Origin of the sequence: Virgisporangium aurantiacum, assembly GCF_016863635.1 — a bacterium.
GTDB classification, from domain to species: domain Bacteria; phylum Actinomycetota; class Actinomycetes; order Mycobacteriales; family Micromonosporaceae; genus Virgisporangium; species Virgisporangium aurantiacum.
On record NZ_BOPG01000033.1, the window covers coordinates 113,075 to 138,107 of the forward strand.

General features: G+C 72.4%; 20 protein-coding genes. 13 read left to right on the forward strand and 7 right to left on the reverse strand.

Annotated features, from left to right (window positions below; genetic code table 11):
• Positions 1-94 precede the first annotated feature (94 nt).
• Positions 95-1,999, forward strand: coding sequence for an MFS transporter (locus Vau01_RS26200; protein WP_203997366.1), 1,905 nt, complete (start codon positions 95-97; stop codon positions 1,997-1,999).
• Position 2,000: 1 nt separating this feature from the next.
• On the opposite strand, the gene Vau01_RS26205 is transcribed toward Vau01_RS26200, so the two are convergent.
• The 3 genes from Vau01_RS26205 to Vau01_RS26215 all read right to left on the reverse strand — a co-directional run bounded on the left by Vau01_RS26205 (position 2,001) and on the right by Vau01_RS26215 (position 7,850).
• The gene (locus Vau01_RS26205) at positions 2,001-2,657 is read right to left on the reverse strand and encodes a hypothetical protein (protein WP_203997368.1); all 657 of its coding nucleotides are present in this window, start codon (positions 2,655-2,657) and stop codon (positions 2,001-2,003) included.
• Positions 2,658-2,781: 124 nt separating this feature from the next.
• On the reverse strand, positions 2,782-5,967 hold the full coding sequence (locus Vau01_RS26210) for an ATP-binding protein (protein ID WP_203997370.1): 3,186 nt from the start codon (positions 5,965-5,967) through the stop codon (positions 2,782-2,784).
• Between the two features lie 41 nt (positions 5,968-6,008).
• The gene (locus Vau01_RS26215) at positions 6,009-7,850 is read right to left on the reverse strand and encodes a glycoside hydrolase family 15 protein (RefSeq protein ID WP_203997372.1); all 1,842 of its coding nucleotides are present in this window, start codon (positions 7,848-7,850) and stop codon (positions 6,009-6,011) included.
• Positions 7,851-7,900: 50 nt separating this feature from the next.
• Between Vau01_RS26215 and Vau01_RS26220 the strand changes: the two genes are divergently transcribed.
• The 5 genes from Vau01_RS26220 (at position 7,901) to Vau01_RS26240 (ending at position 13,883) form a co-directional block, all read left to right on the forward strand.
• On the forward strand, positions 7,901-9,334 hold the full coding sequence (locus Vau01_RS26220; RefSeq protein ID WP_239151858.1) for an MFS transporter: 1,434 nt from the start codon (positions 7,901-7,903) through the stop codon (positions 9,332-9,334).
• 77 nt (positions 9,335-9,411) lie between these two features.
• Complete coding sequence (locus tag Vau01_RS26225) at positions 9,412-10,587, forward strand: patatin-like phospholipase family protein (RefSeq protein ID WP_203997380.1); 1,176 nt, start codon at positions 9,412-9,414, stop codon at positions 10,585-10,587.
• 27 nt (positions 10,588-10,614) lie between these two features.
• Positions 10,615-11,925 carry a toll/interleukin-1 receptor domain-containing protein gene (locus Vau01_RS26230; protein ID WP_203997382.1) on the forward strand — a complete coding sequence of 437 codons (1,311 nt, stop codon included), beginning with the start codon at positions 10,615-10,617 and terminating at the stop codon, positions 11,923-11,925.
• A gap of 36 nt (positions 11,926-11,961) precedes the next feature.
• Positions 11,962-12,585, forward strand: a complete 624-nt coding sequence (locus tag Vau01_RS26235; RefSeq protein ID WP_203997389.1) for a TenA family protein — start codon at positions 11,962-11,964, stop codon at positions 12,583-12,585.
• 56 nt (positions 12,586-12,641) lie between these two features.
• On the forward strand, positions 12,642-13,883 hold the full coding sequence (locus Vau01_RS26240; RefSeq protein ID WP_203997391.1) for a DegT/DnrJ/EryC1/StrS family aminotransferase: 1,242 nt from the start codon (positions 12,642-12,644) through the stop codon (positions 13,881-13,883).
• On the opposite strand, the gene Vau01_RS26245 is transcribed toward Vau01_RS26240, so the two are convergent.
• A complete protein-coding gene (locus Vau01_RS26245; RefSeq protein ID WP_203997394.1) occupies positions 13,867-14,769 on the reverse strand; it encodes a dihydrodipicolinate synthase family protein in 903 nt (300 codons plus the stop codon). The genes Vau01_RS26240 and Vau01_RS26245 overlap by 17 nt on opposite strands.
• Positions 14,770-14,820: 51 nt before the next feature.
• Here Vau01_RS26245 and Vau01_RS26250 point away from each other — a divergent pair, with 51 nt between their 5' ends.
• Positions 14,821-16,059, forward strand: coding sequence for a hypothetical protein (locus Vau01_RS26250; protein WP_203997396.1), 1,239 nt, complete (start codon positions 14,821-14,823; stop codon positions 16,057-16,059).
• 99 nt (positions 16,060-16,158) lie between these two features.
• Here the strand turns inward: Vau01_RS26250 and Vau01_RS26255 are convergent, their stop codons facing one another.
• From Vau01_RS26255 to Vau01_RS26265, 3 genes are all read right to left on the reverse strand, one after another.
• Entirely contained in the window at positions 16,159-17,229 is a 1,071-nt protein-coding gene (locus tag Vau01_RS26255) for a dihydrodipicolinate synthase family protein (RefSeq protein ID WP_203997397.1), read from the reverse strand.
• Positions 17,229-18,245, reverse strand: coding sequence for an NAD-dependent epimerase/dehydratase family protein (locus Vau01_RS26260; protein WP_203997405.1), 1,017 nt, complete (start codon positions 18,243-18,245; stop codon positions 17,229-17,231). The genes Vau01_RS26255 and Vau01_RS26260 overlap by 1 nt, the downstream gene beginning before the upstream one ends.
• Positions 18,246-18,307: 62 nt before the next feature.
• Entirely contained in the window at positions 18,308-19,195 is an 888-nt protein-coding gene (locus Vau01_RS26265; RefSeq protein ID WP_203997407.1) for a Gfo/Idh/MocA family protein, read from the reverse strand.
• Between the two features lie 111 nt (positions 19,196-19,306).
• Here Vau01_RS26265 and Vau01_RS26270 point away from each other — a divergent pair, with 111 nt between their 5' ends.
• The 6 genes from Vau01_RS26270 to Vau01_RS26295 are packed head-to-tail and all read left to right on the forward strand — an operon-like array spanning position 19,307 to position 24,935.
• Positions 19,307-20,554, forward strand: coding sequence for an extracellular solute-binding protein (locus Vau01_RS26270; RefSeq protein WP_203997409.1), 1,248 nt, complete (start codon positions 19,307-19,309; stop codon positions 20,552-20,554).
• A 17-nt stretch (positions 20,555-20,571) separates the two neighbouring features.
• Positions 20,572-21,546 carry a carbohydrate ABC transporter permease gene (locus tag Vau01_RS26275; protein WP_203997411.1) on the forward strand — a complete coding sequence of 325 codons (975 nt, stop codon included), beginning with the start codon at positions 20,572-20,574 and terminating at the stop codon, positions 21,544-21,546.
• Positions 21,543-22,352: a carbohydrate ABC transporter permease gene (locus tag Vau01_RS26280; RefSeq protein WP_203997413.1), complete on the forward strand. Its 810-nt coding sequence runs from the start codon at positions 21,543-21,545 to the stop codon at positions 22,350-22,352. The genes Vau01_RS26275 and Vau01_RS26280 overlap by 4 nt, the downstream gene beginning before the upstream one ends.
• On the forward strand, positions 22,349-23,038 hold the full coding sequence (locus tag Vau01_RS26285; protein WP_203997414.1) for an amidohydrolase family protein: 690 nt from the start codon (positions 22,349-22,351) through the stop codon (positions 23,036-23,038). The genes Vau01_RS26280 and Vau01_RS26285 overlap by 4 nt, the downstream gene beginning before the upstream one ends.
• Complete coding sequence (locus Vau01_RS26290) at positions 23,035-23,775, forward strand: amidohydrolase family protein (RefSeq protein WP_203997415.1); 741 nt, start codon at positions 23,035-23,037, stop codon at positions 23,773-23,775. Before Vau01_RS26285 ends, Vau01_RS26290 begins: the two co-directional genes overlap by 4 nt.
• Positions 23,772-24,935: a DegT/DnrJ/EryC1/StrS family aminotransferase gene (locus Vau01_RS26295; protein WP_203997417.1), complete on the forward strand. Its 1,164-nt coding sequence runs from the start codon at positions 23,772-23,774 to the stop codon at positions 24,933-24,935. The genes Vau01_RS26290 and Vau01_RS26295 overlap by 4 nt, the downstream gene beginning before the upstream one ends.
• Positions 24,936-25,033: the final 98 nt, after the last annotated feature.

Genomic DNA, 25,033 nt, shown 5'->3' on the forward strand with positions numbered 1-25,033 from the left:
GCGGCGCTGATCGATAAGTTGCAGGCTACCCGCGCCGGGCTTAGCGTCGCATTCACAGGCCGGACCCGCATCACGTCGGGAAAAGGGGGTCGCCATGACCACCGCGACATCAGAAGCCGTCCCCACGGAATCCGGGCAGGTCGAGCGCAAGCCCCTGATGTCGGGCCGCGCCATTCTGATGATGAATCTCGGGTTCTTCGGGGTTCAGTTCAGTTTCGGCCTCACCCAGTCGGCGGTGAACCCGCTCTTCCTCCTGATCGGTGCGAGCCCCGAGCAGCTTCCGATCCTGAATCTCGCCGGACCCGTCACCGGGCTGTTGATCCAACCGCTGATCGGAGCGATCAGCGACCGGACCTGGCACCCGCGCTGGGGCCGGCGCCGCCCGTTCATCACGGCCGGCGCGATCCTGTGCTCGATCATCCTGTTCCTGTTCCCGTTCGTCGGTGTGCTGTGGCTGGCCGTGGTGTGCTTCTGGTTGCTCGACGCCGGAAACAACACCTCGATGGAGCCGTACCGGGCGTTCATCTCCGACCGGTTGCCCAAATCGCAACTCGCGCGCGGGTTCCTGACCCAGAGCATGTTCACCGGTGCGGGCGCGGTGCTCGCCAACCTGTCGCTGTTCCTTCTGCAGAAGGTGTCGTCGCTGGAGACGACGGCCGGCAACGGCGTCCCGTACTGGATGTACGTCTGCTTCATGATCGGCACGTTCTGCATCCTGCTGACCGTGCTGACGGCGATGGCGCGCACCAAGGAGATCACTCCGTCGCCGGAGGATCTCGAGGAGATGCGCGCGGCGCCGAAGGGGCTCCACCACGCGGTTCGCGAGATCGCGGACGCCGTCCGGGTGATGCCGGTCGCCATGCACAAGATCGGCGTGGTGTTCCTCTTCCAGTGGTACGCGATGTTCATCTACTGGCAGTTCGTCGCGGTCAGCCTCGGCGAGACGGTGTTCGACGCCACGCCGGAGGAGGGCGGAACGGCCTGGGACCAGGCGATCGCCTGGAGCGGCCTGGAGAACGCCACCTACAACTTCGTCACCATGGTCTCCGCGCTGTTCCTCGTGGGCTTCGCGCAGCGGATCGGGGCCAAGCGGGTCCACGCGATCACGCTCGGCCTGGCCGCGGTGTCCCTGGTCTGGCTGGCGCACATCTCCAACCAGTACGTCGCCCTGGTTCCGATGATCGGCCTGGGCGTCTTCTGGGCCAGCGCGGTGGGCGTGCCCTACCTGATGGTCGCCAGCATGGTCCCGGCCAAGCGGACCGGCGTCTACATGGGCATCCTGAACATGATGATCGTGGTGCCGATGCTGATCCAGACGGTGACGTTCGGCTGGATCTTCACGCATCTCCTCGACGGCAAGGGCAGCAACGCGATCATCCTCGCCGGTGTGCTCCTGGGCATCGGCGCCGTGGCGATGCTCTGGGTGAACCCGCCCGACGAGGCCGACGAGTCCCCGATCGTGCCGCTCGGCGGCAAGCGCAGCATCAGCGTGTACGAACGGGTCGTGGTCGGTTCGGACGGCACCGCGACCAGCCTGTACGCCGTCGACCGGGCCGCGGAGGTGGCCCAGGCCGCGCAGGCCAGGCTGGTCGTCGTCACCGCGTACCGCGACGGCGACCCGGCATCGACCCCCGCGGAAGGGGTGCACCGCGACCTGTACGGGGTCGACGCCGCCCGGGAGGCCCTGGAAAAGTCGGTCACCGAGCTCACCCGGGAGCGGGCCAGGCACATCGAGCAGCGGCTCGTCCCGGGCGACCCGGCACAGGCCCTGCTCGACACGGTCGGCGTCAACCCCGCGAACCTCATCGTCGTGGGAAACCGCGGGTTGGGCGCGAGCGAGGGGCAGCTGCTGGGATCGGTTCCCGCCGGCGTCGTCCGGAACGCCGTCTGCGACGTGCTCGTCGTGCAGACGTCGGCGCTCGACGAGGATCGCATCTTCGCCAAGGAGAGAGCCGAACCGGATGCGGAGCCTCCCGAGGAGGAAGCCCCCGCCGGGTAAGTCACGCCACGAGCGCCGGACTCGGCATCGCGGCGACGGCCACGCGGGTGGAGCGGATCGCGAGCACGCCGAGCCCGACGAGCATCGCACCGCGCAGCAGTTCGAACTGCAGACCGGTGACCACGGGCAGCACCGGCAGCGGCGCGAGGGCGACCACGGCGCCCGCGATGCCGGTCCAGCCCACCCACCGGGGCAGGCCGGCGGTCCGGACCAGGGCGATGGCGAAGACGAGCAGGCCGGCCACGAGCCCGATGCCGCTGACGAGCTGTTCGGCCTCGAACGCCGGCGCGGCGATCACCGCGTCCTTCGTCGAGACCATGCCGGGGTGGTGGTGCGCCAGGTCGGACGAGGCGAAGGTCATCAGGACGAGGTGCGGCACGGCGCTGAGCAGGTTGCCGAGGAAGTAGAGGAGGTAGCCGACGAGCCCGAGCCGGCCCGCCCGCGGCCCGATCCAGCCGTACACGCCGGGCAGGCCGAGCAGGAGCAGGACCGTGCCGGTCAGGAGGGCCGCCGAGCCGAGCGTGTGCGGCTGGGCGAGCGCCTCGGGGCTGTGGGCGTGCCCGTCCTCGATGGGGTGGGTCAGTCCGCCGATGAGGCACAGCGGACCGGCGGCGACGGCGGCCATGCCGCTGAGCCGGCGCAGGGTGAACGCGTTCACGATGTCTCCTTGAGGTGTGGGATGTGCGAAGCAGCGTCGCCGGCGGCGCTGGTGCCCGGCTGGTGTCCGGCCGCAGTCGCCTGTGGGACGAGGAAGAGGGCCGCCTCGCCTCGGGCGGCGGGGATCAGGTGGGCAGGCCGGCCAGCAGGGCTTCGGCCCGCTCGACGAACGGGCGGGCCCGCAGCGCCCGTGCCTGGTCCAGGGCCGCCGTCAAGGCCTGCCGGGCCGCGGCGACCTCACCGAGCGCGGCGAGCGCGCCGCCGAGGTAGAGCCGGGCCGGGCCCAGCACGACCATGCCCGGCCAGAGCACGACGGTCTGCTCGCCGTAGGACCGCAGGTCGGGCAGCAGCCCCGCGAGGCGATCGGCGTCGCCGAGCGCGATGAGGGCCGCGGCGAGCATGACCGCCCAGGAGGTGCGGCGCTGCCCGGCGGGCGGCGCGGCGAGGAGCCGGTCGATGACGGGCAGCGCGACGTCGCGGTGTCCCGCCTCGGCGTGGCCGAGCGCGACCACGAGCAGGAACGCCGGGTCGGCGTCGGCGGCGAGGTCGGCCGCGTCGCCGACGAGGTCGATCAGCCGGCCGTCGTGCCACGCGGCGATGCCCTCGACCGTCGCACGGGAGATGCGGTCGAGGGTCGCCGCCGCGGGCGAGGCCAGCGCCGCGGTGCCGGCCGCCGACGCCGCCATCGCGCGGGCCGCGTCCGACTCCCCGCGCACCAGGTGCAGGCCGGCCCGCCACCACGCGTCCAGCAGCGCGAGGTCGGGGTCACCGGTGCGCCCGGCGATCGCGGTGAACCGGCGGTCGGCCCGGGCCGACTCGCTCAGCCGGCCGAGTTCGAGCAGCACGCAGCGGTGCAGGTGGGTGGCGGTGGCCTCCAGTCCCGCGTCGTGGGTGCAGAGCCCGAGCAGCTCCTCGACCCGGGCCAGGCGCCGCGGCGCGGTGTCCGGGGTCCAGGCCGCCAGGATCGAGGCCACCACCGCGCGGGCCCGCGCGTCGCGGTCGTCGCCGGCCTCCGCCAGCGCGCGAGCGGCCAGGTCGGCACCACCGGGCCGGTCGGCGCCGGTCCGCTGGGTCGCCTCGGCGGCGAGCAGGCGGGCGCGCAGCGGCGCCGGCATCGCGTCCGCATGCGTGAGCGCCTCCGCGAGGAGGGCGTCCGGCCCGAGCAGCGGCATGCCGAACAGGGCCCAGTAACCACCGATCCCGCCCGGCACCGACTCCAGCGCCACCTCCGCGAGCCGCGTCCAGTCGCCGCGGCGACGGGCGATGTCCGCCTCCCGGCGCAGCTCGTCCTCGGCCCGTTCCAGCCGTCCGACCCGCCGCGCCGCGACCCCCGCGACCCGGTGCAGGTCGGCGCGCACCTCGTCTCCGGTGGCGACGGCGAGCCCGCGCTCGGCCCAGGTCGCGGCCTCGTCGAGGGCGGCTCCGGCCAGGGCGTCCCGGGCGGCGTCGAGGGCCGCGCCGGCCGCCCGGTGGTCGGGCGCACCGGCGGCCGCGGCCAACCGGTGCTCGGCGACCGCACCGGAAAGCTTGACGCCGGTCCCGGCGGCGCCGGCGCGGGCGAGGGCGTCGGCCAGGCGGGTGTGCAGCGCGATCCGGCCGACCGGATCGAGGTCGGCGGCGACCGCCTCCCGGGCGATGTCGTGGCCGACGCGCAGCCAGCCGGGTGCCGGCTCCGCGACGAGCCCGGCCCGCAGGGCCGCGGCCAGCGCCTGCTCGATCGCGTCGGTGGTGCGGCCGGCGGCGGCCGCGGCGACGGTGACCGGGAGATCGCGACCGGCGAGCGACAGCGCGGCCATGAGCTCGGCGCCGCCGTCGGGCAGGGCGTCGACCCGGGCCCGGACGGTGTCGCGGACGTCGCGGGGCGCCTCGGCGTCCGGGCCGAGCGCGGCGAGCGAGGTCAGGAAGTACGGGTTGCCGCCGCTGCGGGCGGTGAGCGCCTCGGCGTCGTCGGGCCGCCCACCGATCCAGGCCAGGAGGCTGGTCGCCTCGGGCACGGTCAGGCCGGCGAGCCGGACGTCGACGTGACCGCGGCGGCGGGCCATCGCGGCCAGGACCCGGCCCAGTTCGGCCGGCGCGCGGGGCGGATCGTCGCGGGCGGTGAGGACGAGCAGCAGCGGCACGTCGCCGAGGGTGTCGAGCGCGATCTCCAGCACGGTGAGCGAGTCCGGGTCGGCCAGGTGCGCGTCGTCGAGCACCACCATGACGGGCGGGCCGGCGGCCAGGTCGCGCAGCCGGTTGGCCAGGTCGAGGCCGAAGGCGAACCGGCCGGCCTCCATCGCCGCGTCGATCCGGGGCAGCTCGCCGAGCACCTGGGCCCACGGCCAGTAGGCGGGTGCGCCGGGAGCGGCGGGGCAGCGTCCCCACCGGGCCTCGGCGCCCGAACCGGCCACCAGCTCCTCCACCAGCCGGGTCTTGCCGATGCCGGCCTCGCCGCGGACGACCGCCGTCGACATGCCGTCGGCACGCGCCTGTTCCCAGGCGCGCCGCTGCGCGGCGAGTTCGGCGCGGCGGCCGGCGAACCCGCCGCGCGGCCGGGTCGTCGCCACCGGTGCGGGCAGCAGGGTCGGGTCCTGGTTGAGCAGCTTCCGCTCCAGCGCCGCGAGCTCCGGGCCCGGGTCGACGCCGAGCTCGGCCACGAGCCGGTCGCGCAGGTCGCGCAGTGCCGCGAGGGCGTCGGCCTGCCGGCCGCTGCGGTACAGGGCGGTCGCGAGCAGCGCCGGCCCCCGTTCCCGCATCGGGTACTCCGCGACCAGGCGCCGGAGGTCGGGCACCACCTCGGCGTCCGCTCCGGCGGCCAGCAGCGCCCGGGCGTGCTCCTCGCGCGCCACGACGCGCAGCTCCTCGATGCGGTGCACCTCCGGGAGCACGGCGTCGATGTCGCGGACCTCGGCGTAGGCCGGTCCCCGCCATGTCGCCAGCGCCGCGGCGACGAGGTCGGCGGCGGCCGCCGGTGCGGTGTCGGTCAGCTCGCGGGCCCGGCGCACCTCCGCTTCGAACCGGTCGGCGTCGGTGGGCAGGTCGAGCCGGTACCCGTCGCCGACCGTGACGATCGACGTCGGCACGGCGTTGGCCGCGCGCCCCGGTTCGAGCAGTCGGCGCAGCCGGGAGACGTAGCCCTGCAGGGTGGTGGCCGCCGACGGCGGTGGCCTGCCCCGCCACAGCAGGTCGGCGAGGGTCTCCGCGCTCACCTGACGGCCGTGGTGCGCGGCCAGCAGCGCCAGCACCTCGGCATGCCGGCGGGCGCCGGGATCGAGCTCGCGGCCGTCGGCGGCGAGCACCGTGACCGGACCGAGCACCCGCACCAGCTGCACGGACAGCACGGTACCGGCGCGGTACCGGCTTCACCCGCGGCTTACCGGCCGGCGCGGTCGAGCCGTTTGTCCAGGGTGATCGCGGCGTCGACGAGGGCCAGGTGGGTGAACGCCTGCGGGAAGTTGCCGAGCTGCTCGCCGGTGAGCGCCACCTCCTCGGAGTACAGCCCGAGATGGTTGGCGTAGGTCAGCATCTTCTCGAACGTCTCCCGCGCCTTCTCCAGCCGCCCGGCCCGCGCCAGCGAGTCGACGTAGGCGAACGTGCACAACGAGAACGTCCCCTCCGACCCGCGCAGCCCGTCCGGCGAGGCCTCCGGGTCGTACCGGTAGACGAGGCTGTCGGTCACCAGTTCCCCGTCCATCGCCGCGAGCGTCGACGTCCACATCGGGTCGGTCGGGGTGATGAAACCGACCGTCGACATCCGCAGCAGCGAGGAGTCCAGGACGTCCGAGGCGTAGTGCTGCCGGAAGGCCCGCCGGGTCGGGCTCCACCCGCGGTCCATGATCTGGTTGTAGACCGCGTCCCGTTCCCGGTGCCAGCGCTCCAACGGCGCCGGCCGTCCGTGCGCCGTCGCGAGCCGGATGCCCCGGTCCAGGGCGACCCAGCACATCAGCCGGCCGTAGGTGAAGTCCTGCCGGCCCCCGCGCGTCTCCCAGATCCCCTCCTCCGGTTGGTCCCAGTTCTCGGCGACCCAGTCGACCAGGTCGCGGATCCGCAACCACCCGTGGTGGCCGGCCGTGATCCCGTGCCGATCGGCGGCGTAGATGCTGTCGAGCGCCTCGCCGTAGATGTCCAGCTGCAACTGGCCGGCCGCGCCGTTGCCGATGTGGACCGGCGCCGACCCCCGGTAGCCCTCCCAGTGCTCCAGGACCTCCTCGGTGAGATCGGTCGACCCGTCGACCCGGTACATGATGTTCAGCGGGCCGCCGCCGTTCTTCACGTCGGTCTGCTCGTCGACCCGGTCGCGCAGCCAGCGTCCGAGTGCCGCCGCCTCGTCGGTGAAACCCATGCCGAGCAACGAGTACACGGAGAACGACGCGTCGCGGACCCAGGTGTAGCGGTAGTCCCAGTTGCGTTCGCCGCCGATCTGCTCCGGCAGCGCGGCCGTCGGCGCGGCCACCAGCCCGCCGGTGGGCGCGTACGTCATCAGCTTCAACGTGATCGCGGAGCGGTTGAGCATCTCGCGCCAGCGTCCGGTGTACGTCGACCGGGACAGCCAGTTCCGCCAGAACGCGACGGTCCCGTCGTGCAGCCGCCACGCCGCGTCCACCCGGACCTCCTGAATCGGACCGGCCGCGCCGGTCTCCAGCAGGATGCCCCGCGTCTGCCCCGCTTCCAGCGCGAACTCGGCGTGCACGTCGCCGGCGTCGACCCGGATGCTGGCCAGCCGTTCGTCGTCCGGTTCCCTGATCAGGTGGACGGTCATGGCCGTGCGGGCGCCGTGGAACACCACGCCGCTCTCGGTCAGGTGGGTCTCGTGCGGTTCGCGGCCGTAGTCGAACCGGGGGGCGATGTCGAGCGCGAACGTCATCCGGCCCCGCACGCACCGGACCATGCGCACGATGTGGTGCCGGTCCACGGCGGCCGTGGCGCCGGTGACGGGCATGAAGTCGACGACCTCGCCGACGCCGGCCTCGGTGAGGAACCGGGTGACGAGGACGGCGGTGTCCGGCAGGTACAACTGCTTGCTGGTGAAGACCTCCACGGTCGGCCGCACCCGGCAGTGACCGCCCCGGTCGTGGTCCAACAGCGCGCCGAACACGCTCGGCGAGTCGAACCGGGGCGCGCAGAACCAGTCGATCGATCCGTCGGTGGCCACGAGTGCGGCGGTCTGCAGGTCACCGAGCAGGCCGTGATCAGCGATGAGCGGGTAGCCGGGCATGACGCCAGGATTCCGGCGTCGATGTCCCGGCGCCTCATTCCGTGCGGGTGATGCTTCCGCCGGTCATCGACGGGACGCTGCCCGACATGGCTTCGGAAGCTCCGTCGAAGGCGCTTCGGCGTGCGCTGATCCCGCTCGCCCTCGCCCAGTTCATCTGCAGCTTCGCCGGTTCGAACATGACCGTCATGATCAACGACATCAGCACCGACCTGGACACGACCGTCCAGGGCGTGCAGCTCGCGATCACGATCTTCCTGCTCGTGATGGCCGCGCTCATGATCCCCGGCGGCAAGCTGACCGACCGCTACGGCCGCAAGCGGCTGTTCATCCTCGGCCTGATCGTGTACGGCGTCGGTGCGCTGCTGAGCGCGGTCGCGCCGGGCCTGGGTGTGCTGATCATCGGCAACTCGATCCTCGAGGGCATCGGCACGGCGCTGCTGATCCCACCCGTCTACATCCTCACGACGCTGATCTTCCCCGACCTGGTCTCGCGGGCCCGCGCGTTCGGCGCGATCAGCGCGTTGGGCGGCATCGGCGCGGCCGCCGGACCGCTGATCGGCGGGTTCATCACCTCGGCGATCAGCTGGCGGGCGGCGTTCATCTTCCAGGTGCTGGTGATCGTCGTGATCATCGTGCTGGCCCGCCGGGTCCCGGAGCCACTGCCGGCCGACCCGACCCAACGGTTCGATTTCGTCGGCGCCGTGCTGTCGGCCCTCGGGCTGGTCCTCGTGGTGGTGGGCATCCTGGCGGCCGACAACAACGGCTGGCTGATGGTCGCCCTGATCGTCGCCGGTGCCCTCGTACTGGCCGGGTTCTTCGCGTGGGTCCGGCACCGGGAGCGGGTGGGCCGGGAGGCGCTGCTGTCGACGTCGCTGTTCCGCAACCGCACGTCGAACCTGGGCCTGATCACGCAGAACACCCAGTGGCTGCTGCTGATGGGCGTGTCGTTCGTGGTCTCCGCCTATCTGCAGGTCGTCCGCGGCTACAACGCGATCGAGACCGGCGTGATCTACACGGCGACGACCCTCGGTCTGCTGCTGTCCTCGCTCGGCGCCGAACGCTTTGCGCGGCGGCGCGCCCAGCGCACGCTCATCATGGCCGGGTTCGGCATCTGCATCGTGGGCGTCGCACTGCTCCTGCCGATGGTGAGCAGGTCCGACAGCGCGTGGGCGTTCATTCCGGGCCTGTTCCTGATCGGGTTCGGGCTCGGCGGAATGCTGACCCCGTCGGTGAACGTGGTGCAGTCGAGCTTCCCGGAGGAGCTGCAGGGCGAGATCTCCGGACTGTCCCGGAGCGTCTCCAACCTCGGGTCCTCGCTCGGCGGCGCGATCGCCGGCACGATCCTGGTCGCCGGAATCACGAAGACGCCCGAGCGCTCGTACGCGCTCGCGATGGTGGTCCTCGCCGTGACCACCATCGTGGGTCTGGTGGCGGCCGCACGGCTGCCCGCGACCGCCACGCAACGTTCAGCCGACGGAGTGTAGAAGGTGGACGCGCTGTCCAAGCCGTCCTACGCTGCGTAGCTGGACGCGTCCGCGCACACGGCATCGAGAGAATCACCATGGCTGACGACTGGACGGCGTGGGGCCCGCTCGCGGAGCGGTACCGGACGCCGGGTCCGCGAAAGATTCTCACCCTCGACGGGGGCGGCATCCGCGGGGTGATCACCCTCGGCGTCCTTGCCGAGCTGGAGACCCAACTGCGCAAGCGAACCGGTGATCCGGACTACCGCCTGTGCCAGTTCTTCGACCTGATCGGTGGCACCAGCACCGGCGCGATCATCGCCACCGGCCTGGCTTCGGGGATGTCGGTGGCGGAGATCGCGGACTTCTACGAGCGGTTCGGCTCGGTCGCGTTCGAGCGGCGGCGGATCTGGCAGAAGTGGCAGGCGCTGTACGGCGACGGTGGTTTGATCAGGACCCTCAAGGAGACGTTCGGCGACGCCGACCTCCGGCCGCAGAACCTGAAGTGTCTTCTCGTCGTCGTCACCCGTAATGCGACGACGGACTCCGCGTGGCCGATCAGCTCCAACCCCGCGGCCAAATACAACGATCTGAGCCGCCCGGACTGCAACCTCAGGATCCCGCTCTGGAAGCTCGTGCGCGCCAGCACCGCGGCTCCGGTGTTCTTTCCGCCGGAGACGATCCCCTGGGATCCGGCCGATCCGGCGAAGGCGTTCGTGTTCGTCGACGGCGGCACGACGGCGTACAACAACTGCGCGTTCCTGATGTACCGGATGGCGACCGAGCCGGCCTACCGGCTCGGCTGGCAGACCGGCGAGAAGCGCCTGCTCGTCGTGTCGGTCGGCACGGGGAGCGCGCCGGTGCCGGGCGTCGGCACCGACGACCCGTCGACAAACGTCGTCGAGGCGGCCCTCAACACCCTCTCCGCGTTGATGTCGCAGGCGGCCGTCGACCAGGACGTGAACTGCCGCGTGGTCGGCCGGTGCCGCTACGGCGGAATCATCGACCGGGAACTGCACGATCTGATCCCGACCGACCCGCAGGTGCCGGACTCGTTGCTTCCGCTCGACATCGACACCGGCAAGGCCTTCCTCTACGTCCGATACAACGCCGAACTGACCGAGGCGGGACTGGCGGATCTACGACTGAAGGCGCTCGACCCGCGCAGGCTCCGGAAGATGGACGACGTCGACAACGTCCCCGATCTCAAGAAGGTCGGAGACGCGCTGGCCGAGCGCGTCACCCTCGCGCATCTGGGCTCGTTCGCGCCGTGACCTGAAATTCCTGAAAGCGAGACTTCCATGGGCGACACACCGGTTGGTGACGACTCCCGGCATCAGGCGGAACTGTTCCAGCAGTGGCTGCAGTTCGCCCCAGAACCCCGTCCCCGCGACGGCAACACCTACGACGCGTTCATCAGCTACCGGTCGTCCGACCGAACCTGGGCGATGGCGCTGTACGACGCCCTCAAGCTCGCCGGCTGGAACGCCTTCCTCGATCAGTACGACCTGGTACCGGGCGCGAACCTGGAGGCGAGCCTGGCCAACGCGCTGGAGGCAAGTTCGTCCGGCGTGATCGTCTGGTCGAGCCACACCAAGGACTCGAAATGGTGCCAGAGCGAACGCAATGCGATGCGGAACCTGGGCAACCGGGCCGGCGGGTTCAACTACGTCTTCAGCAAGCTGGACCATGAGCCGCTGCCGCTGTTCGCCGAGCAGGACCTGTACGTCGACTTCAAGGAGAACCCGGAGGGCCCGAGCGGCGTCAACCTGCTGAGGCTGATGTGCGGCATGCGGGGGATCACGCTGGCGCCGGAGGCGGTGGTGCTGGCGCAGCGGGTCGACGAGGACGCGAAGCAGGCGATGGTGCAGATCCGTGGCGCGATCGAGGCCGGAAACGCGGGCACGCTCCTGACGATGGGCACGTCCGACCGCCCGGCGATGCTGGCGTCGCCCGGCCCGATCCTGGCGGCCGCGCACGGTCTGATCCGGCTGGGCAGCTACGAGAAGGCGCGGCAGGTGCTCGCGCGGGCGGGCACGTTCTTTCCGGGGTCGTTCCGCGCGCGGCAGTTGGAGGGCCTGGTACTGCGCCGCCTCGGTCGCTACCAGGACGCGATCGACGTGATGTCGGAACTCAAGGCCGCCGGCCACAACGACCCCGAGACCCTCGGCATCCTCGCGGCCGCCTGGGACGGCCGGTACCGGGAGACCGGCAAGACGCTGCACCTCCGCAAGTCGCGCGACTTGTACCTGACCGCGTTCCAAGGCGATCCCATGGACTACTACACGGGCATCAACGCGGCGTCGAAGTCGCTGTTCCTCGGCGAAACGGACCTCGCCGACTCGCTGGCGAACGAGGTGTTCCCCCTGGTGTCGAACGGGGGCGACAGCGCCAACATGTGGCCCGCCTGCACCCTGGGCGAGGTGTATCTCCTGCAGCGCAAGATCGACCTGGCGGCGGCGCAGTACCAGAAGGTCGTCGACAGGCACCCGACCGCGGTGGGAGACCTGATGGGAACGGGCGAGCAGGCCCGGCGGATCTGTACGACGCTGGAGCTGTCGCCGGAGGAAACGGCCCGGGTGATGGCGCCGTTCGCCCTCCTCACCGAGTGACGCGTGCCGGCCTGGCGCGCCGACTACAGTGACCGCGTGAGCCTCGCCCGGTCGCTCTGGCACGCGAACGCCGATCTGGCCGCCGCCGCGCTCGCCCATCCGTTCGTGCGCGGCATCGCCGACGGGAGCCTGGGCCGCGACCGGTTCGCCGGGTACGTCGCGCAGGACGCCTACTTCCTCGAGTCCTTCGCCCGCGCGTACGCGTTGGCGATCGCGCACAGCCCCGACCGCGCCGGTCTCGACGCCTTCGCCGACCTGCTCGACGGGGTGCGGGCCGAGCTGCGGCTGCACGCGTCGTACGCGGAGAAGTGGGGGATCGACCTCGGCACGGTGTCGCCGGGCCCGGCGACGTCGGCGTACACCGACTTCCTGCTCGCCACCGCCTCGCTCGGCGGTGTGGGCCTGACGTGCGCCGCGATGACACCGTGCATGCAGCTGTACGCGTACCTGGGTCGGCAACTCGCGGCCGGCCCGGTCGACGGGCGGTACGCGGAGTGGGTCACCACCTATGCCGACCCGGGGTTCGAGTCGCTGGCCGCGACGTTGGAGCGCCTGCTCGACACGTACGCCGACGGCGACGGCCCCGCAGTCGTGTACCGCCGCGCGATGCGGCTGGAGGTCGCTTTCTTCGACGCCGCGTACCGGTCTCCGGCGGGTTGACACGGGAAAGCCGCTGCGGCTAATTTCGGCCCGGACCTAAATTGGGTGGGGGTGGCATGACGCTCGCGCGAGACGGTGGCACGCCGGTGCGCGGCACCGCCTTCCCGACCTATGCCGACGCCTCCGGCCGCACGTTCGGCGCCGAGGAGGCCGCCGCGCTCGCCGAGGTCATCGGTCGCGGCACGCTGTGGCGGGTCGGCGGTGTCGAGGTCGCGGCCCTGGAGGAGGAGTTCGCGGCGTACCTGGGCAGCGCGCACGCGGTCGCGAGCACGTCGGGCACCGCGGCGTTGCACCTCGCGGTGGCGGCCGTGAACCCGGAGCCCGGCGACGAGATCATCGTGCCGCCGATCACCGACTTCGGCACGGTGATCGCGGTGCTCGCGGCCGGCGCGGTGCCGGTCTTCGCCGACGTCGACCCGGTGACCGGATGCCTCACCGCCGCCACCGTCGACGAGAAGATCACCGACCGCACCCGGGCCGTCATCGTGGTGCACCTCTTCGGCGGCCCGGCGCCGGTCGACGAGATCGTCGGCGTCTGCCGGCCGATGGCGATCCGCGTGATCGAGGACTGCGCGCAGGCGTACCTCACCGTTCCCGACGGCGGCACCACGTTCGCCGGCACCCGGGGCGACATCGGCTGCTTCAGCCTCCAGCAGTCCAAGCACATCAGCGCCGGCGACGGCGGGCTCACCGTCACCGCCGACGCCGGCCTCGTCCGGCGGATGCGCCTCTTCGCCGACAAGGGCTGGCCGCGCGACGGCGGGCAGCGGACGCACCTGTTCCTCGGCCTCAACTACCGGATGACCGAGCTGGTCGGCGCGGTCGCGCGGGTCCAGCTCACGCGTCTCAAGGGCGTCGTGGACGCCCGCAGAGCGGTCGCCCGCCGGCTGGTCGACGAGCTGGGGGACCTGCCGGGCCTGCGGCTGCCGGAACCACGGATCGTCGACCGGCACAGCTTCTGGCTCTTCCCGTTCCTGGTGGACGGCAACAACAAGGATTTCGGCGCCGCCCTCGCCGCCGAGGGGCTGCCGGTGACCGCGGGCTACCTCGACCGTCCCGTGCACCTCGTGCCGGCGCTCACCGAGCGGCGCACGTTCGGCACCTCCGGCTTCCCGCTCACGTCGCCGCCGGCGAGCCGGGAGATGCGGTACGCGCGCGGCGACTGCCCGGTGGCCGAGCGCATGATCGACGAGACCCTGCTGGTGCTGGCGTGCAACGAGCGGTTCACCGATGACGACGTCGCCGATCTGGTCGAGGGAGTCGCGAAGGTCCAGGCCGCGGTCACGAAAGATCGGTGACGACGCGCAGCACCGTCTCCCGGTCGCCGTCCGGCAGGGGAGGGCCGTGCCGGTCGTGCGCGTGATCGTCGGGGATCCGCCCCTCCGCCGCCGCGATCCACAGCATCCGCTGCACGTAGCCCTCCATCGGCTCGGTGAACGTCACCTTTGCCAGCCGGTCGAGCCGCGCCGACGCCGGCACGAACCGGGCGTGGTCACCGTTCGCGTAGGCGTCGAGCACCTCGGCGGTCACCGGAACGGCCGCGGCGGCGAGCCCGACCAGCGCCGCCTCCGCGCCCCACATCAGCGAGGGGCCGAACATGCGGTCCTCGCCGGTGACGGCCAGCCGACCGGCGGCGTTGGTCGCCGCGATCGCCTCCTGGCACGCGATCGCGTCGGACAGCAGCGCGACCTTCAGCCCGGCGACGCCCGGGTGGTCGAGCAGTTCGGCCCGCACCGCGGCCGGGTACGGCCGGGTGTAGAGGTCGAACGCCAGCAGCGGGAGCCCGGCCGCGCGCCACAGCGCGTCGTGGTGGGCGAGCGGGTCGGTGCCGTCGGGCGCGAACACCAGGAGGCCGTCGGCGCCGAGGGCTGCCGCGCGCTCGGCCTGCCGCTCGGCCGCCGGGCCGTCGCCGCTCGTTCCCACCAGCACCGGGACGCCCGTGTACACGGCAAGGCGGACCACCTCGTCGCGGACGGGCGGGTCGAGGTACGGCCCGCGCCCGGTGTGCGCCAGCACCGCCAGGGCGTGCGCGCCGTCGGCCACCAGCGAGCGCAGGTAGTGGTCGAGCACCGCGGGGTCGACCCGGCCGGCCCGGTCCATCGGGGTGGCGGCGGCCGGCACCAGCCGCCACCGCAGGCGGTCGCGGAGCGCCGCGGCCCGCGCGTGGAGCGTCCCAGGTTGCATTGTGCCCGTCCTGCCGTTCAGCTTTACCGGACCCGACCGTAACCTGTGCTGGTGGGTATCGAGATCGGGGTGGTGGGTCCGCACGATCTGGTCGACGACGTCGCCGCGATCTGCGAGGAGCAGCCGGGCGTGGTGGCGCACCGGCTCGACTACGACCACGAGTCACAGGCCGTCGGGCTCGTCGAGGCGCGGGCCGGCACGGTGGAGGCGTGGCTGTTCACCGGCGTCGTCCCCTACACGCTGGCCGCCGAGGCCGGTGTCCTCACCCGGCCGGCCACCTTCGTCGACTACACCGGCGCGACGCTGCTGCAGGCGATGGTGCGGCTGTTGCGCGACGGGCACGACGTCAGTCGCATGTCCATCGACACGGTGCCGTCCGCCGACGTGTCCACCACCCTGCGCGAGGCCGGGGTGCCGACGGCCGGGGTGCGGACCCTGTCGTACCAGAGCGGGGTGGAGTCGACCGACGTGGTCGAGTTCCACCGGCGGGCCCGGCGCGGCGCGCGCGGCACCGGGGTCGCGGTGACCTGCCTCCGGTCGGCGTACGAGGTGCTGTGCGCCGAGATGCCGGCGTTCCGGCTGGTGCCGTCGGCGTACTCGGTGCGCGTCGCCGTGCGGCAGCTCATGCTGCACGCCGACAACCAGGCCCAGGAGGACGCCCAGGTCGTGCTCGGCCTCGTCGAGCTGCCCGGCGGCGACGACGGCCTGTCGAAGGAGGCGAACGCGCTCGCCGGCAGCGTGGCCCGCTACACCGGTGACACGTACCTGCTGGTCACCACCCGCGGCCCGGTGCACGACGTCACGGGCGGGTTCACCTCGCTGCCGATGCTGCGCCGGCTGGCCGACCGCCACGAGGTGGTCCGGGTGGGGTTCGGGCTGGGTCGCAGTTCGGCCGAGGCCGAGACGCTGGCGCGGCGCGCGCTGGCCCGGGCCCGCCGCCTCGGTGACGTGGCGGCGGTGCTGTCGCTGCGCGGCGAGGCCGACGTGGTGCTGGAGTCGGCGGTGCCGCTGGCCAGCGACAAATCGGCCGCGGGGGAGACCCGCCTACCGGTACTGGCCCAACGCGTCGGCATCTCCGTGGCCACGCTGGAACGCCTGATCGCCGTGCAGCAGGCCGCCGGCACCGACCCCCTGACCACCCGCGAGGTGGCCACGCGCCTCCGCGTCCAACAACGCACCGCCCGAAGAATGCTCCACCGCCTCGAACTCGCCGGCCTAGCCGAACGCACGGGAAGCCTCCTCTCCGGCACCAGCGGCCGCCCGCTGACCGCCTACCGCATCACCCTCTAATCCCGTCCCCCGTCCCCCGTTGATCTTGCAGTTGTGGTGCCAGAGTCATCCGTGCTTGACCCGTTTTATGGGGCACCACAACTGCAAGATCGACTCGGGCTAGGTGAGCCAGCGGTCGCGGTGGTCCGCTACGAAGGCGTCGTCGGCCAGGTGGGGGTAGGCGGCGAGGACGCGGTCGAGTTCGGTCAGCTGGCCGGGGGAGAGGTCCTCGGCGGGGTCGAGGCACCAGCGGCCGGCCAGTAGGCCCTGGCGACGGAGTACCTCGTGGATGCCCGGGATGCAGCCGTGGAAGTGGTTGGCGGCGTCGAAGATCGCCGCGTTGGCGTCGGTGAGGTGCCCGTCGAGGGTCAGCAGGCGGCGCAGAGCGGCGTCGTCGCCGGCCCGGGCCCGGCCGGCCTCCGCGAGCAGTTCCACCGCCCGGTGCACCCACACGGCCCACTGGCCGAGCAGGCCGCCGACGAAGGACACCGCCACCGTGCGACCGTCGACCACCACCCGATGGGGGGCCACGAGGTCGGCCAGGATGTGGTCGTCGTTGCCGGTGTAGAGGGCCAGTTCGCCGGCGCGTCCGGAGCGGACCACGCCGTGCAGCACGTCGAGCGTGCGGTACCGGTCGAACGGGGCGACCTTGATGCCGACCACCGACTCGGTGGCGGCCAGCCGCGTCCAGAAGTCGCGGGACAGCTCGCGCCCGCCGACCGCCGGCTGCAGGTAGAACCCGACCACCGGCAGGACCTCGCCGACGACGCGGGCCCGCTCCAGCAGGTCGTGCTCGTCGAGGCCCGGGTGGGGCGGCAGCAGCACGAGGTGGTAGCCGAGCGAGGCGGCCAGTTCGGCCTCGGCGACGGCCTGCGCCGTCGGCCCGTAGACGCCGGCGACCAGCACCGTCCGGCGCCCATCGTCGGCGGCGTACTCGGCGGCGACCTCGGCGGCCAGCGCGAGCACCGGACGCAGCAGGCCCACACCCGGGTCGTGGATGGCGAACTGGGTGGTGTGGACGCCGACCGCCAGCCCACCGGCGCCGGCCTCGATGTAGTAGCGGCTCAACGCCCGCTGCCGCCGCTCGTCGAGCCGCCGGTCGGCGTCGAGGGCGAGGGGGTGGGCGGGGATGACGCAGCCGCGCGCGAACTCCGCCGGCACGCGCATCGCGTCGACGGCCGGGCTGGCCATCAGAACTTCCCGTCGCGACGCTGGAAGCCGGTCGGCTTGCCCAGCAACGGGCCGCCGTCGGCGACCCACGCGGCGGTCCACTCCAGCAGTTGTCCCACCGGCACGTCGGGATAGCCGAACGTCGCGTGGCAGCGCAGCGCGTTGGACAGCAACGCGGTCGGCGCCTCGGTTCCGGTGAACACCGGCTCGCGGCCGAGCAGCCGGCCGAACTCGGTCGCGACCGTGCGGACGGACAGGGTCTCCGGGCCGGTGACGTTCAGGACGAACGGGGGCACGTCGGCGTGCCGCAGCGCCCGCAGCGTCACCTCGTTGGCGTAGCCCTGCCACACCACGTTGACGTGTCCGGTGCTCAGGTCGACCGGCTTGCCGGCCTGCACCGCCGAGGCGATGTCGATCAGGACGCCGTACCGCAGCTCGACGGCGTAGTTCAGCCGGATCAGCGCGCTGGGCGTGCCCGCCCGGCCGGCGAGGTGGGTGATGACCCGCTCGCGGCCCAGGCAGGACATCGCGTACTCGCCCACCGGGCCGACCGGGGTGTCCTCGGTGCAGCCGCCGGAGGTCACCGGGACCAGCGGGTAGACGTTGCCGGTCGACAGCGCGACGAGGCGGGCGCCGCGGAACCGGTCGGCGACGCGGCCGGGCAGGTACGTGTTCGTGGCCCAGGTTGCCGCTTCCCGGCCGGTGCTGCCGAACTTGGAGCCGACCAGGAACACGACGTTGGCGGCGTCGGGCAGCCCGGCGAGCGCGTCGTCGTCGGTCACGTCGGCGCTGTGCACGTGCGCGCCCTCGGCCCGCAGCGCGTCGGCCAGCCCGGGTTCGGAGAACCGGGACACCGCGATCACCCGGGCACCGGTGCCGGCGGCGGCCACGCCCCGCAGGGCCAGCCGGACGAGGCTGGGGCCGAGCTTGCCGCCGGCCCCGAGTACCAGCAGGTCGCCGTCCAACGCACGGAGGTCCGCGACGAGGGCCTCCCGTGGCCGGGAAAGTCGCTCGTCGAGTTCGGCTAGCGATCGCATCCGTCCCCTTCCGGTTAACGGTCCAGACCGTAACCGGGTGCCGGCGGAGGAGTCAAGGAAGGTCAGGCCGGCGCGACCGACCGGGCGTCGACCAGCGCCCGCAGGACGGCGTGCGTCTGCGCCCACGGCACCGGGCTCGGCGCGCCCGCGACCATCGTGAGGAACGCCGCGATGGTGTCCCCGTAGCCGAGTGCGCTCTCGCCGCCGGCGAGCTCGACCCGCTCGTCGCCGGCCGCCGTGTGCAGCACCACCTCGTACGACTCGGTGTCGCTGGCACCGAGCACCTCCACCACGCCGGTGACCCCGTCGGTCCAGCGCAGCAGGAGCAGCCCGGTGTCCTCCGAGCGCAGCGTCGGGTAGCGGCGCACGGCGCGCACCGCCGACACCAGCTCGACGGCCGGCCCGAGCACGGCGACGAGCAGCTCGACCCCGTGCAGTCCCATCGTCACCAGCGTGCCGCCGCCCTCGGCCGGGTCGTCCTGCCAGGGGTTGTAGCCGGTGGCCCAGAGCCCCACGTCGTGCCGGACGGTGACCCGCGCCGAGGTGACCTCCGCCCGCGGCACCGACAGCCCCGCCAGTGCCGGCGCGAACCGGAGCACGGAGCTCGACAGCACCCGGTCGGGCGCCTTGGCGACCACCTCGTCGAGCGCGGCCAGTTGCGCCGCGGTCGCGGCCGCCGGCTTGTTGACGAAGCACGGCAGGTCGCGGGCGAGCACGTCGGCGAGGGCGGCGGCCACCGCCGGCGTCGGTACCGTCAGCACGACGCCGTCGGGCTCGGTGTCGAGCAGCCCGGCGAGGTCCGGCGCGACGGCGGCGTCCGGGTGCCGGTCGACGAACGTCTTCAGTCGGGCGGGGTCCGGTTCCCACACCGTCAGCTCGGCGTGCTCGCGCAGGGTCGTCGCGTCGGTGTATGGATGGCTGGTGGCCAGCCCGGCAATCGCGATCCGCACCCGTCGACCCTAAGCCGTCGATCGGTCTTGACGCCGCTCTCCACGACCGCCTAGGTTTCGGTCGGGGCCGGTATTCGGCGGCGCCTCGCGTGATCGGCTGGAGGAACCATCATGAGAAGGATCGCGGCGGCCGGGTTGGTCGCCCTACTGGCCGGCACCCTGGCGGCATGCGGCGGTGACGACGGCGGCGGCGGGTCGGGCGGCTCGGTGACGCTCTGGATGTACCCGGTGATCGCCGACCAGGCGAAGAGCCAGGAGTTCTGGGGCAAGGTCGAGAAGGACTTCGAGGCCGCCAACAGCGGCATCGACTTCAAGATCGAACTCCAGCCGTGGGAGGGACGCCAGGAGAAGGTCACCACGGCGCTCGCCGCCGGCAAGGGCTTCGACCTCGTCGTGCTCGGCCCCGACCAGATCCCGCAGTACGTCCAGCAGGGCACCCTGGAGCCGGTCGACAGCGCGCTCGGTGGCGCCAAGGACAAGTTCGTCGAGACGTCCCGCACCGCGCTGACCGTCGACGGCAAGCTGTACGGTGTGCCGATCTACAACACCTCTACGCTGCCCGTCTACAACAAGGCGCTGCTCGACAAGGCCGGCATCACCGACGTCCCCGACACCTGGGACAAGATCAGGGACGCCGCGCCGAAGCTCGCCGCGCAGGGCGCGACGACGCTGTCCTACAACGGCGCGCCGGAGGAGACGCTGAACCTGACCTTCTACCCGTTCCTGTGGCAGAACGAGGGCAGCGTCTTCAGCAAGGACGGCAAGTCGGTCGCGTTCAACCAGCCGGCCGGCGTGGAGGCGTTGCAGTTCCTGCTCGACGTGCAGAAGGCCGGCGGGCTACCGGCGGGCGCCGCCACCCAGAAGAGCACGCTCGACGGTGGTCCGATCGTCACCGGCAAGGCCGCGATCATGCCGTTGGCACAGCTCAGCCAGCTCGCGCCGGTGCGCACCGCGCTCGGCGCCGACAAGGTCGTGGTCGGCCAGCCGATCCAGGGGAAGAAGCGGGTCGCGTTCGGTCTGCCCGGCGGCGTGGTGCTCTCGAAGCGGTCGGAGCACACGGCCGCGGCGAAGAAGGTGCTCGCGTACCTCGGCACCCCCGAGGTGATCACCGGGCTGGCGCAGGCGTCCGGCTTCATGCCCACCCGCACCGACGTGCAGGTGACCGGCACCGACCCGGCCGCCAAGCAGTTCGCCGACGCGCTGCCGCTGCTCTACCCCGGCGACAGCCACCCGAAGGCGCGGCAGGTGATGTCGGTGCTCGCCCCGCAGATCCAGGCCGCGCTCCAGGGCAAGAAGACCGCCAAGCAGGCACTGGACGACGCGGCGAAGGAGGCCAACGCACTGCTCGGCAACACCTGAGACGGGGTCGTGAGTTCATGACGGATGTGGTGGAACGGCGCGGACGGTCGTCGGGTCGGAATGCCCGGCGGCCGTCCCGCCGGTCTCGGCCGCCGGCGGGCCGGGCCCAGCGGCGGGACGTGCCGTGGCGGCAACGGTGGCGGGAGCCGGCGGCCGGGCTGCTGTTCGTGCTGCCGATGCTGGTGCTGTTCGTGGTGTTCCGGTTCGTGCCGGCGTTCGGCGCGATCGGGATGAGCCTGACCGACTACAAGATCAGCGGTGAGTGGGAGTTCGTCGGTGCCGACAACTACACCCGGCTGATGGACGATCCGGTCTTCCACGCCAGCCTGCGCGCCACGCTCGTCTACGCGGCGGTGTACGTCCCGTTGACGGTCGTGCTGTCGCTCGTGACCGCGTTGCTGCTGAACGCGATGGTGCGCAACATCGGGCTGTTCCGCGGCGCGCTGTTCCTCCCGTACGTCACCAGTTTCGTGCTGGCCGGCGTGATCTGGCTGTGGGTGTACCAGCTCGACGGCCTGCTCAACGGCCTGCTCGCCAAGGTGGACGTCGGGCCGGTCGACTTCCTCGGCGACACCGCGCTGGTGCTCCCGTCGCTGGCCGTGGTGTCGGTCTGGAAAGGGTTCGGCTACTCGATGCTGATCTTCGTCGCCGGCCTGAAGGCGATACCCACCGAGTACCTGGAGGCGGCCCGGATGGACGGGGCCGGCCCGTGGCAACGGTTCCGCTCGATCGTGCTGCCGCTGCTGCGTCCGGCCCTGTTCTTCGTGCTCGTCGTGGAGACGATCGGCGCGTTCCAGGTCTTCGACACGATCTACGTGATGACCGGCGGCGGGCCCACCCGGGCCAGCTACACGCTCGTCTACGGACTGTTCGACCAGGGCTTCCGGTTCTTCGACTTCGGCTACGCCGCGACGATGGGCGTGGTGCTGTTCCTGATCGTGCTGGTGGTCTCGCTGGTGCAGCGGTTCGTGCTCGACCGGGAGCAGACATGAGGAAGCAGCGGCAACTGTGGCTCACCGGCCTGATCGCCGTGCTGTCGCTGCTGACGGTCGCGCCGTTCCTGGCGATGTTCGTCGTCGCCCTGTCACCGGCCGACGAGCCGACGGTGCCGTACGCGTGGCCGAAGGCGCTGACCCTCGACAACATCTCCGCGGTGGTGACGAGCTCCGGCTTCCTCCAGTGGACGCTGAACTCGGTCGTCTACTCCGTGGTGTCGGTGGTCGTGATCCTGCTGACGGCGGCGATGGCCGGCTACGCGTTCGCGAAGAAGCGGTTCCCCGGGCGCGACGTGCTGATGTGGTCGTTCCTCGCGACGATCATGGTGCCGTTCCAGGCGATGCTGATCCCGTACTTCGTGCTGGTGTCGAAGCTGGGCGGCCTGGACACGTACTGGGGTCTGATCGTGCCGACGCTGGCGAACTCGCAGGCGGTGTTCCTGATGCGGCAGTTCATCCGGGGACTGCCCGACGAGCTGTTCGACGCGGCGAAGGTCGACGGCGCGTCGGAGTGGCGCACGTTCTGGCAGATCGTGCTGCCGTTGACCCGTCCGATCCTCGCCACCCTCGGCGTGTTCGTGTTCCTGTGGCACTGGAACGACTTCCTGTGGCCGCTGGTCGTCGCGCAGTCGGGCGACATGCGGACGCTGACGGTCGGCCTCGCGACGCTGCACGGCGAAGACGTGCCGCTGGCCCAGCTGATGGCCGGCGCCACGGTGACGGTGCTGCCGTGCCTGCTGGTCTTCGCGCTGCTCCAGCGCTACCTGGTCACCAACATCGCCACCACCGGTCTCAAAGGATGATCGTCACCGACGCGCACCGCCTGCTCGGCCCGCTGCCGTTCGACGACGTGCCCTCGGCGACGGTCGAGGGCCTGCTCGCCGAGCTCGACCGGCTCGACGTGCGCACCGCCTGCGTCACGCAAACCTACAGCCTGTTCGCCGACCCGGCCGGCGGCAACGACGCCCTGTTCGCGGCGGTGCGCGGGCACGAGCGGCTGCACCCCGTGCCGGTGGTGATCCCGGACGGGACACCCATGTACCCGGTGCGGATGGTTCGTCTGTGCCCGCAACGGCACCGGTTCGACCTGGCCGGCCCCGCCGCGTCCCGTTGCTTGAAAGCCCTTGCGCGGCAAGGCCTGGCGGTCGCGATCGACCTCGAGGAGACCACCCCGGCCGCGCTGCGCGCCGTGACCGCGGCCCATCCGACGCTCGCCGTGCTGCTGCTCAACCCCGGCTTCCGGCGGCTGCGGGAGCTGGCCGAGTTGCTGACGACCGCACCGCGGCTGTTCGTCGAGACGGGGACGCTGAACACCCAGGGCGGCGTCGAGTGGCTCCACGCGCACGGCGGTGCCGGCCGGTTGGTGTTCGGTACCGGTGCGCCGGTGCTCGACGACTGCGGGCCGCGCTTCCAGCTCGACCACCTCGACCTGTCGCCGTCGGCGGTCGCCCGTATCGCGTCCGGCGCGCTGGAAGAGCTTCTGGGATGACGATCCTCGACGCGCACGGCCACATCGGTCCCTGGGCCGACTTCCTCATCCCGGCTCCGGGAGCAGAGGACCTCGTGGCCATGGCCGACCGGCTGGGCGTCACCGCGATCGGCGTCTCCGACCTGCTCGCGGTCGGCGTCGACGCGCCCGCCGGCAACCGCCGCGCGCTCGCGACGGCGGAGGCGTTCCCGGACCGGCTCGGGGTCTGGCTCGTCGCCAACCCGCACCAGCCATTCGACGCCGGCCTGCTCGACCACCGGGCCGTCTGGGGCATCAAGCTGCACCCCGACGTGCACCGCTGCGCGCTCACCGATCCCCGGTACGAGCGGGTGTTCGAGTTCGGCGTCCCGGTCCTGGCGCACGGGCAGACCGGCACCGAGTGGTCCGACCCCGTGCTCTTCGCCGAGGTCGGCCGGCGGCATCCGACCGTGCCGCTGCTCATGGGGCACGCCGGCCTGTTCGCCGCGGGCTTCCACCGCGCGGCGCGGCTCGTCGCCGACGTGCCGTCGGTGTTCCTGGAGACCTGCGGGTCGCGGATGACCGGCCGCTGGGTGGCGCGGCTGGTCGACCTGATCGGCGCCGACCGCGTGGTGTTCGGGTCCGACGCGTGCTTCCTCGACCTGCGCGTCGGCCTCGGCCGCGTCGTGCTCGCCCCGCTGGCCGACGACCACCGCGCCGCGGTGCTCGGCGGGAATCTGCACCGGATACTCGGCGACCGCTGGGGGAGACCGTCATGACGCTCGCCATCGACGGCGGCACCCCGGTCCGCGACCGGCCCTGGCCGGCATGGCCGCCGCCGCTCGACGCCGAACAGCGCCGCCTCCTGCTCACGGTTGTCGACAGTGGACGGTGGGGCGCCACCCAGGGCCCGTACTCCGACGAGTTCGCCCGCCGATTCGCCGCGGCGTGCGACGCGCCCCACGGCGTGCCGCTGGCCAACGGCACGCTGGCGTTGTTCGTCGCGCTGCGGGCGCTCGGGGTCGGTCCGGGCGATGAGGTGGTCGTCCCCGCGTACACGTTCGTCGCCTGCGCCACGTCGGTGCTGCTGGCCGGCGCGGTCCCGGTGATCGTCGACGTCGACCCGGTCCACCTGCATCTGGACGCGGATGCCGCGCGGGCCGCGATCGGCCCGCGCACGGCGGCGGTGCTGCCGGTGCATCTGGCCGGCAGCCCGGCCGACCTGGATCCGTTGCTCGCGCTCGCGGCCCGGCACGGCCTGGCGGTGATCGAGGACTGCGCGCAGGCGCACGGCGCGGCATACCGTGGTCGCCCGGTCGGTGGTCTCGGTGACGCCGGGACGTTCAGCTTCCAGTCCAGCAAGGCGATGACGGCCGGCGAGGGCGGCCTGGTCGTGTGCCGGCGGCCCGAGGTACACGACCGGGTGTGGACGCTGTGCAACGTCGGCCGGCGCCGCGGCGGCGCCTGGTACGAACATCCCGAGGTGGGCTGGAACCTCCGGCTCACCGAGCTGCAGGCGGCCCTGCTGCTGCCGTGGCTCGACCGGCTCGACGCCGAGATCGACCGGCGGAACGCGTTCGCGCGCGCCGTGTCGGTCGGGCTGCGGGAGGCCGGCGTGCCGGTGGAGGTGGTCCCGCCACCGCCGGGAACCACCCGCGACACCCGGCACCTGCTGATGCTGCGGCTCTCCGCCCCTCTCGATCCTGACCAGGGCCGACGGGTCATCGCGGCGGCCGCCGCCGAGGGCCTGCCGCTGGGCCGCGGCTACCCGCCGCTCGGCACCGTGCCCGCCGTCGCTAACGGCCCGGCCCGCGTGACCGACTGCCCGGGGGCCGACGCCGCGTCGCGCCAGGTGTTCTGGCTGGAGCAACGGCTACTGATGGCCGACCTCGACGAGGCCACCGACGTGGTCGCGGTCCTGGCAAAAGTCCTCGCCTGATCTCGCGTTGTGCGCAGTGCGGACGCGTCCTCCCGAGACGACGCGGTGGGGTGGGTTTGGCGCGGGGCCGTAACTCAACTGGCGGCCGGGAGTTGTCG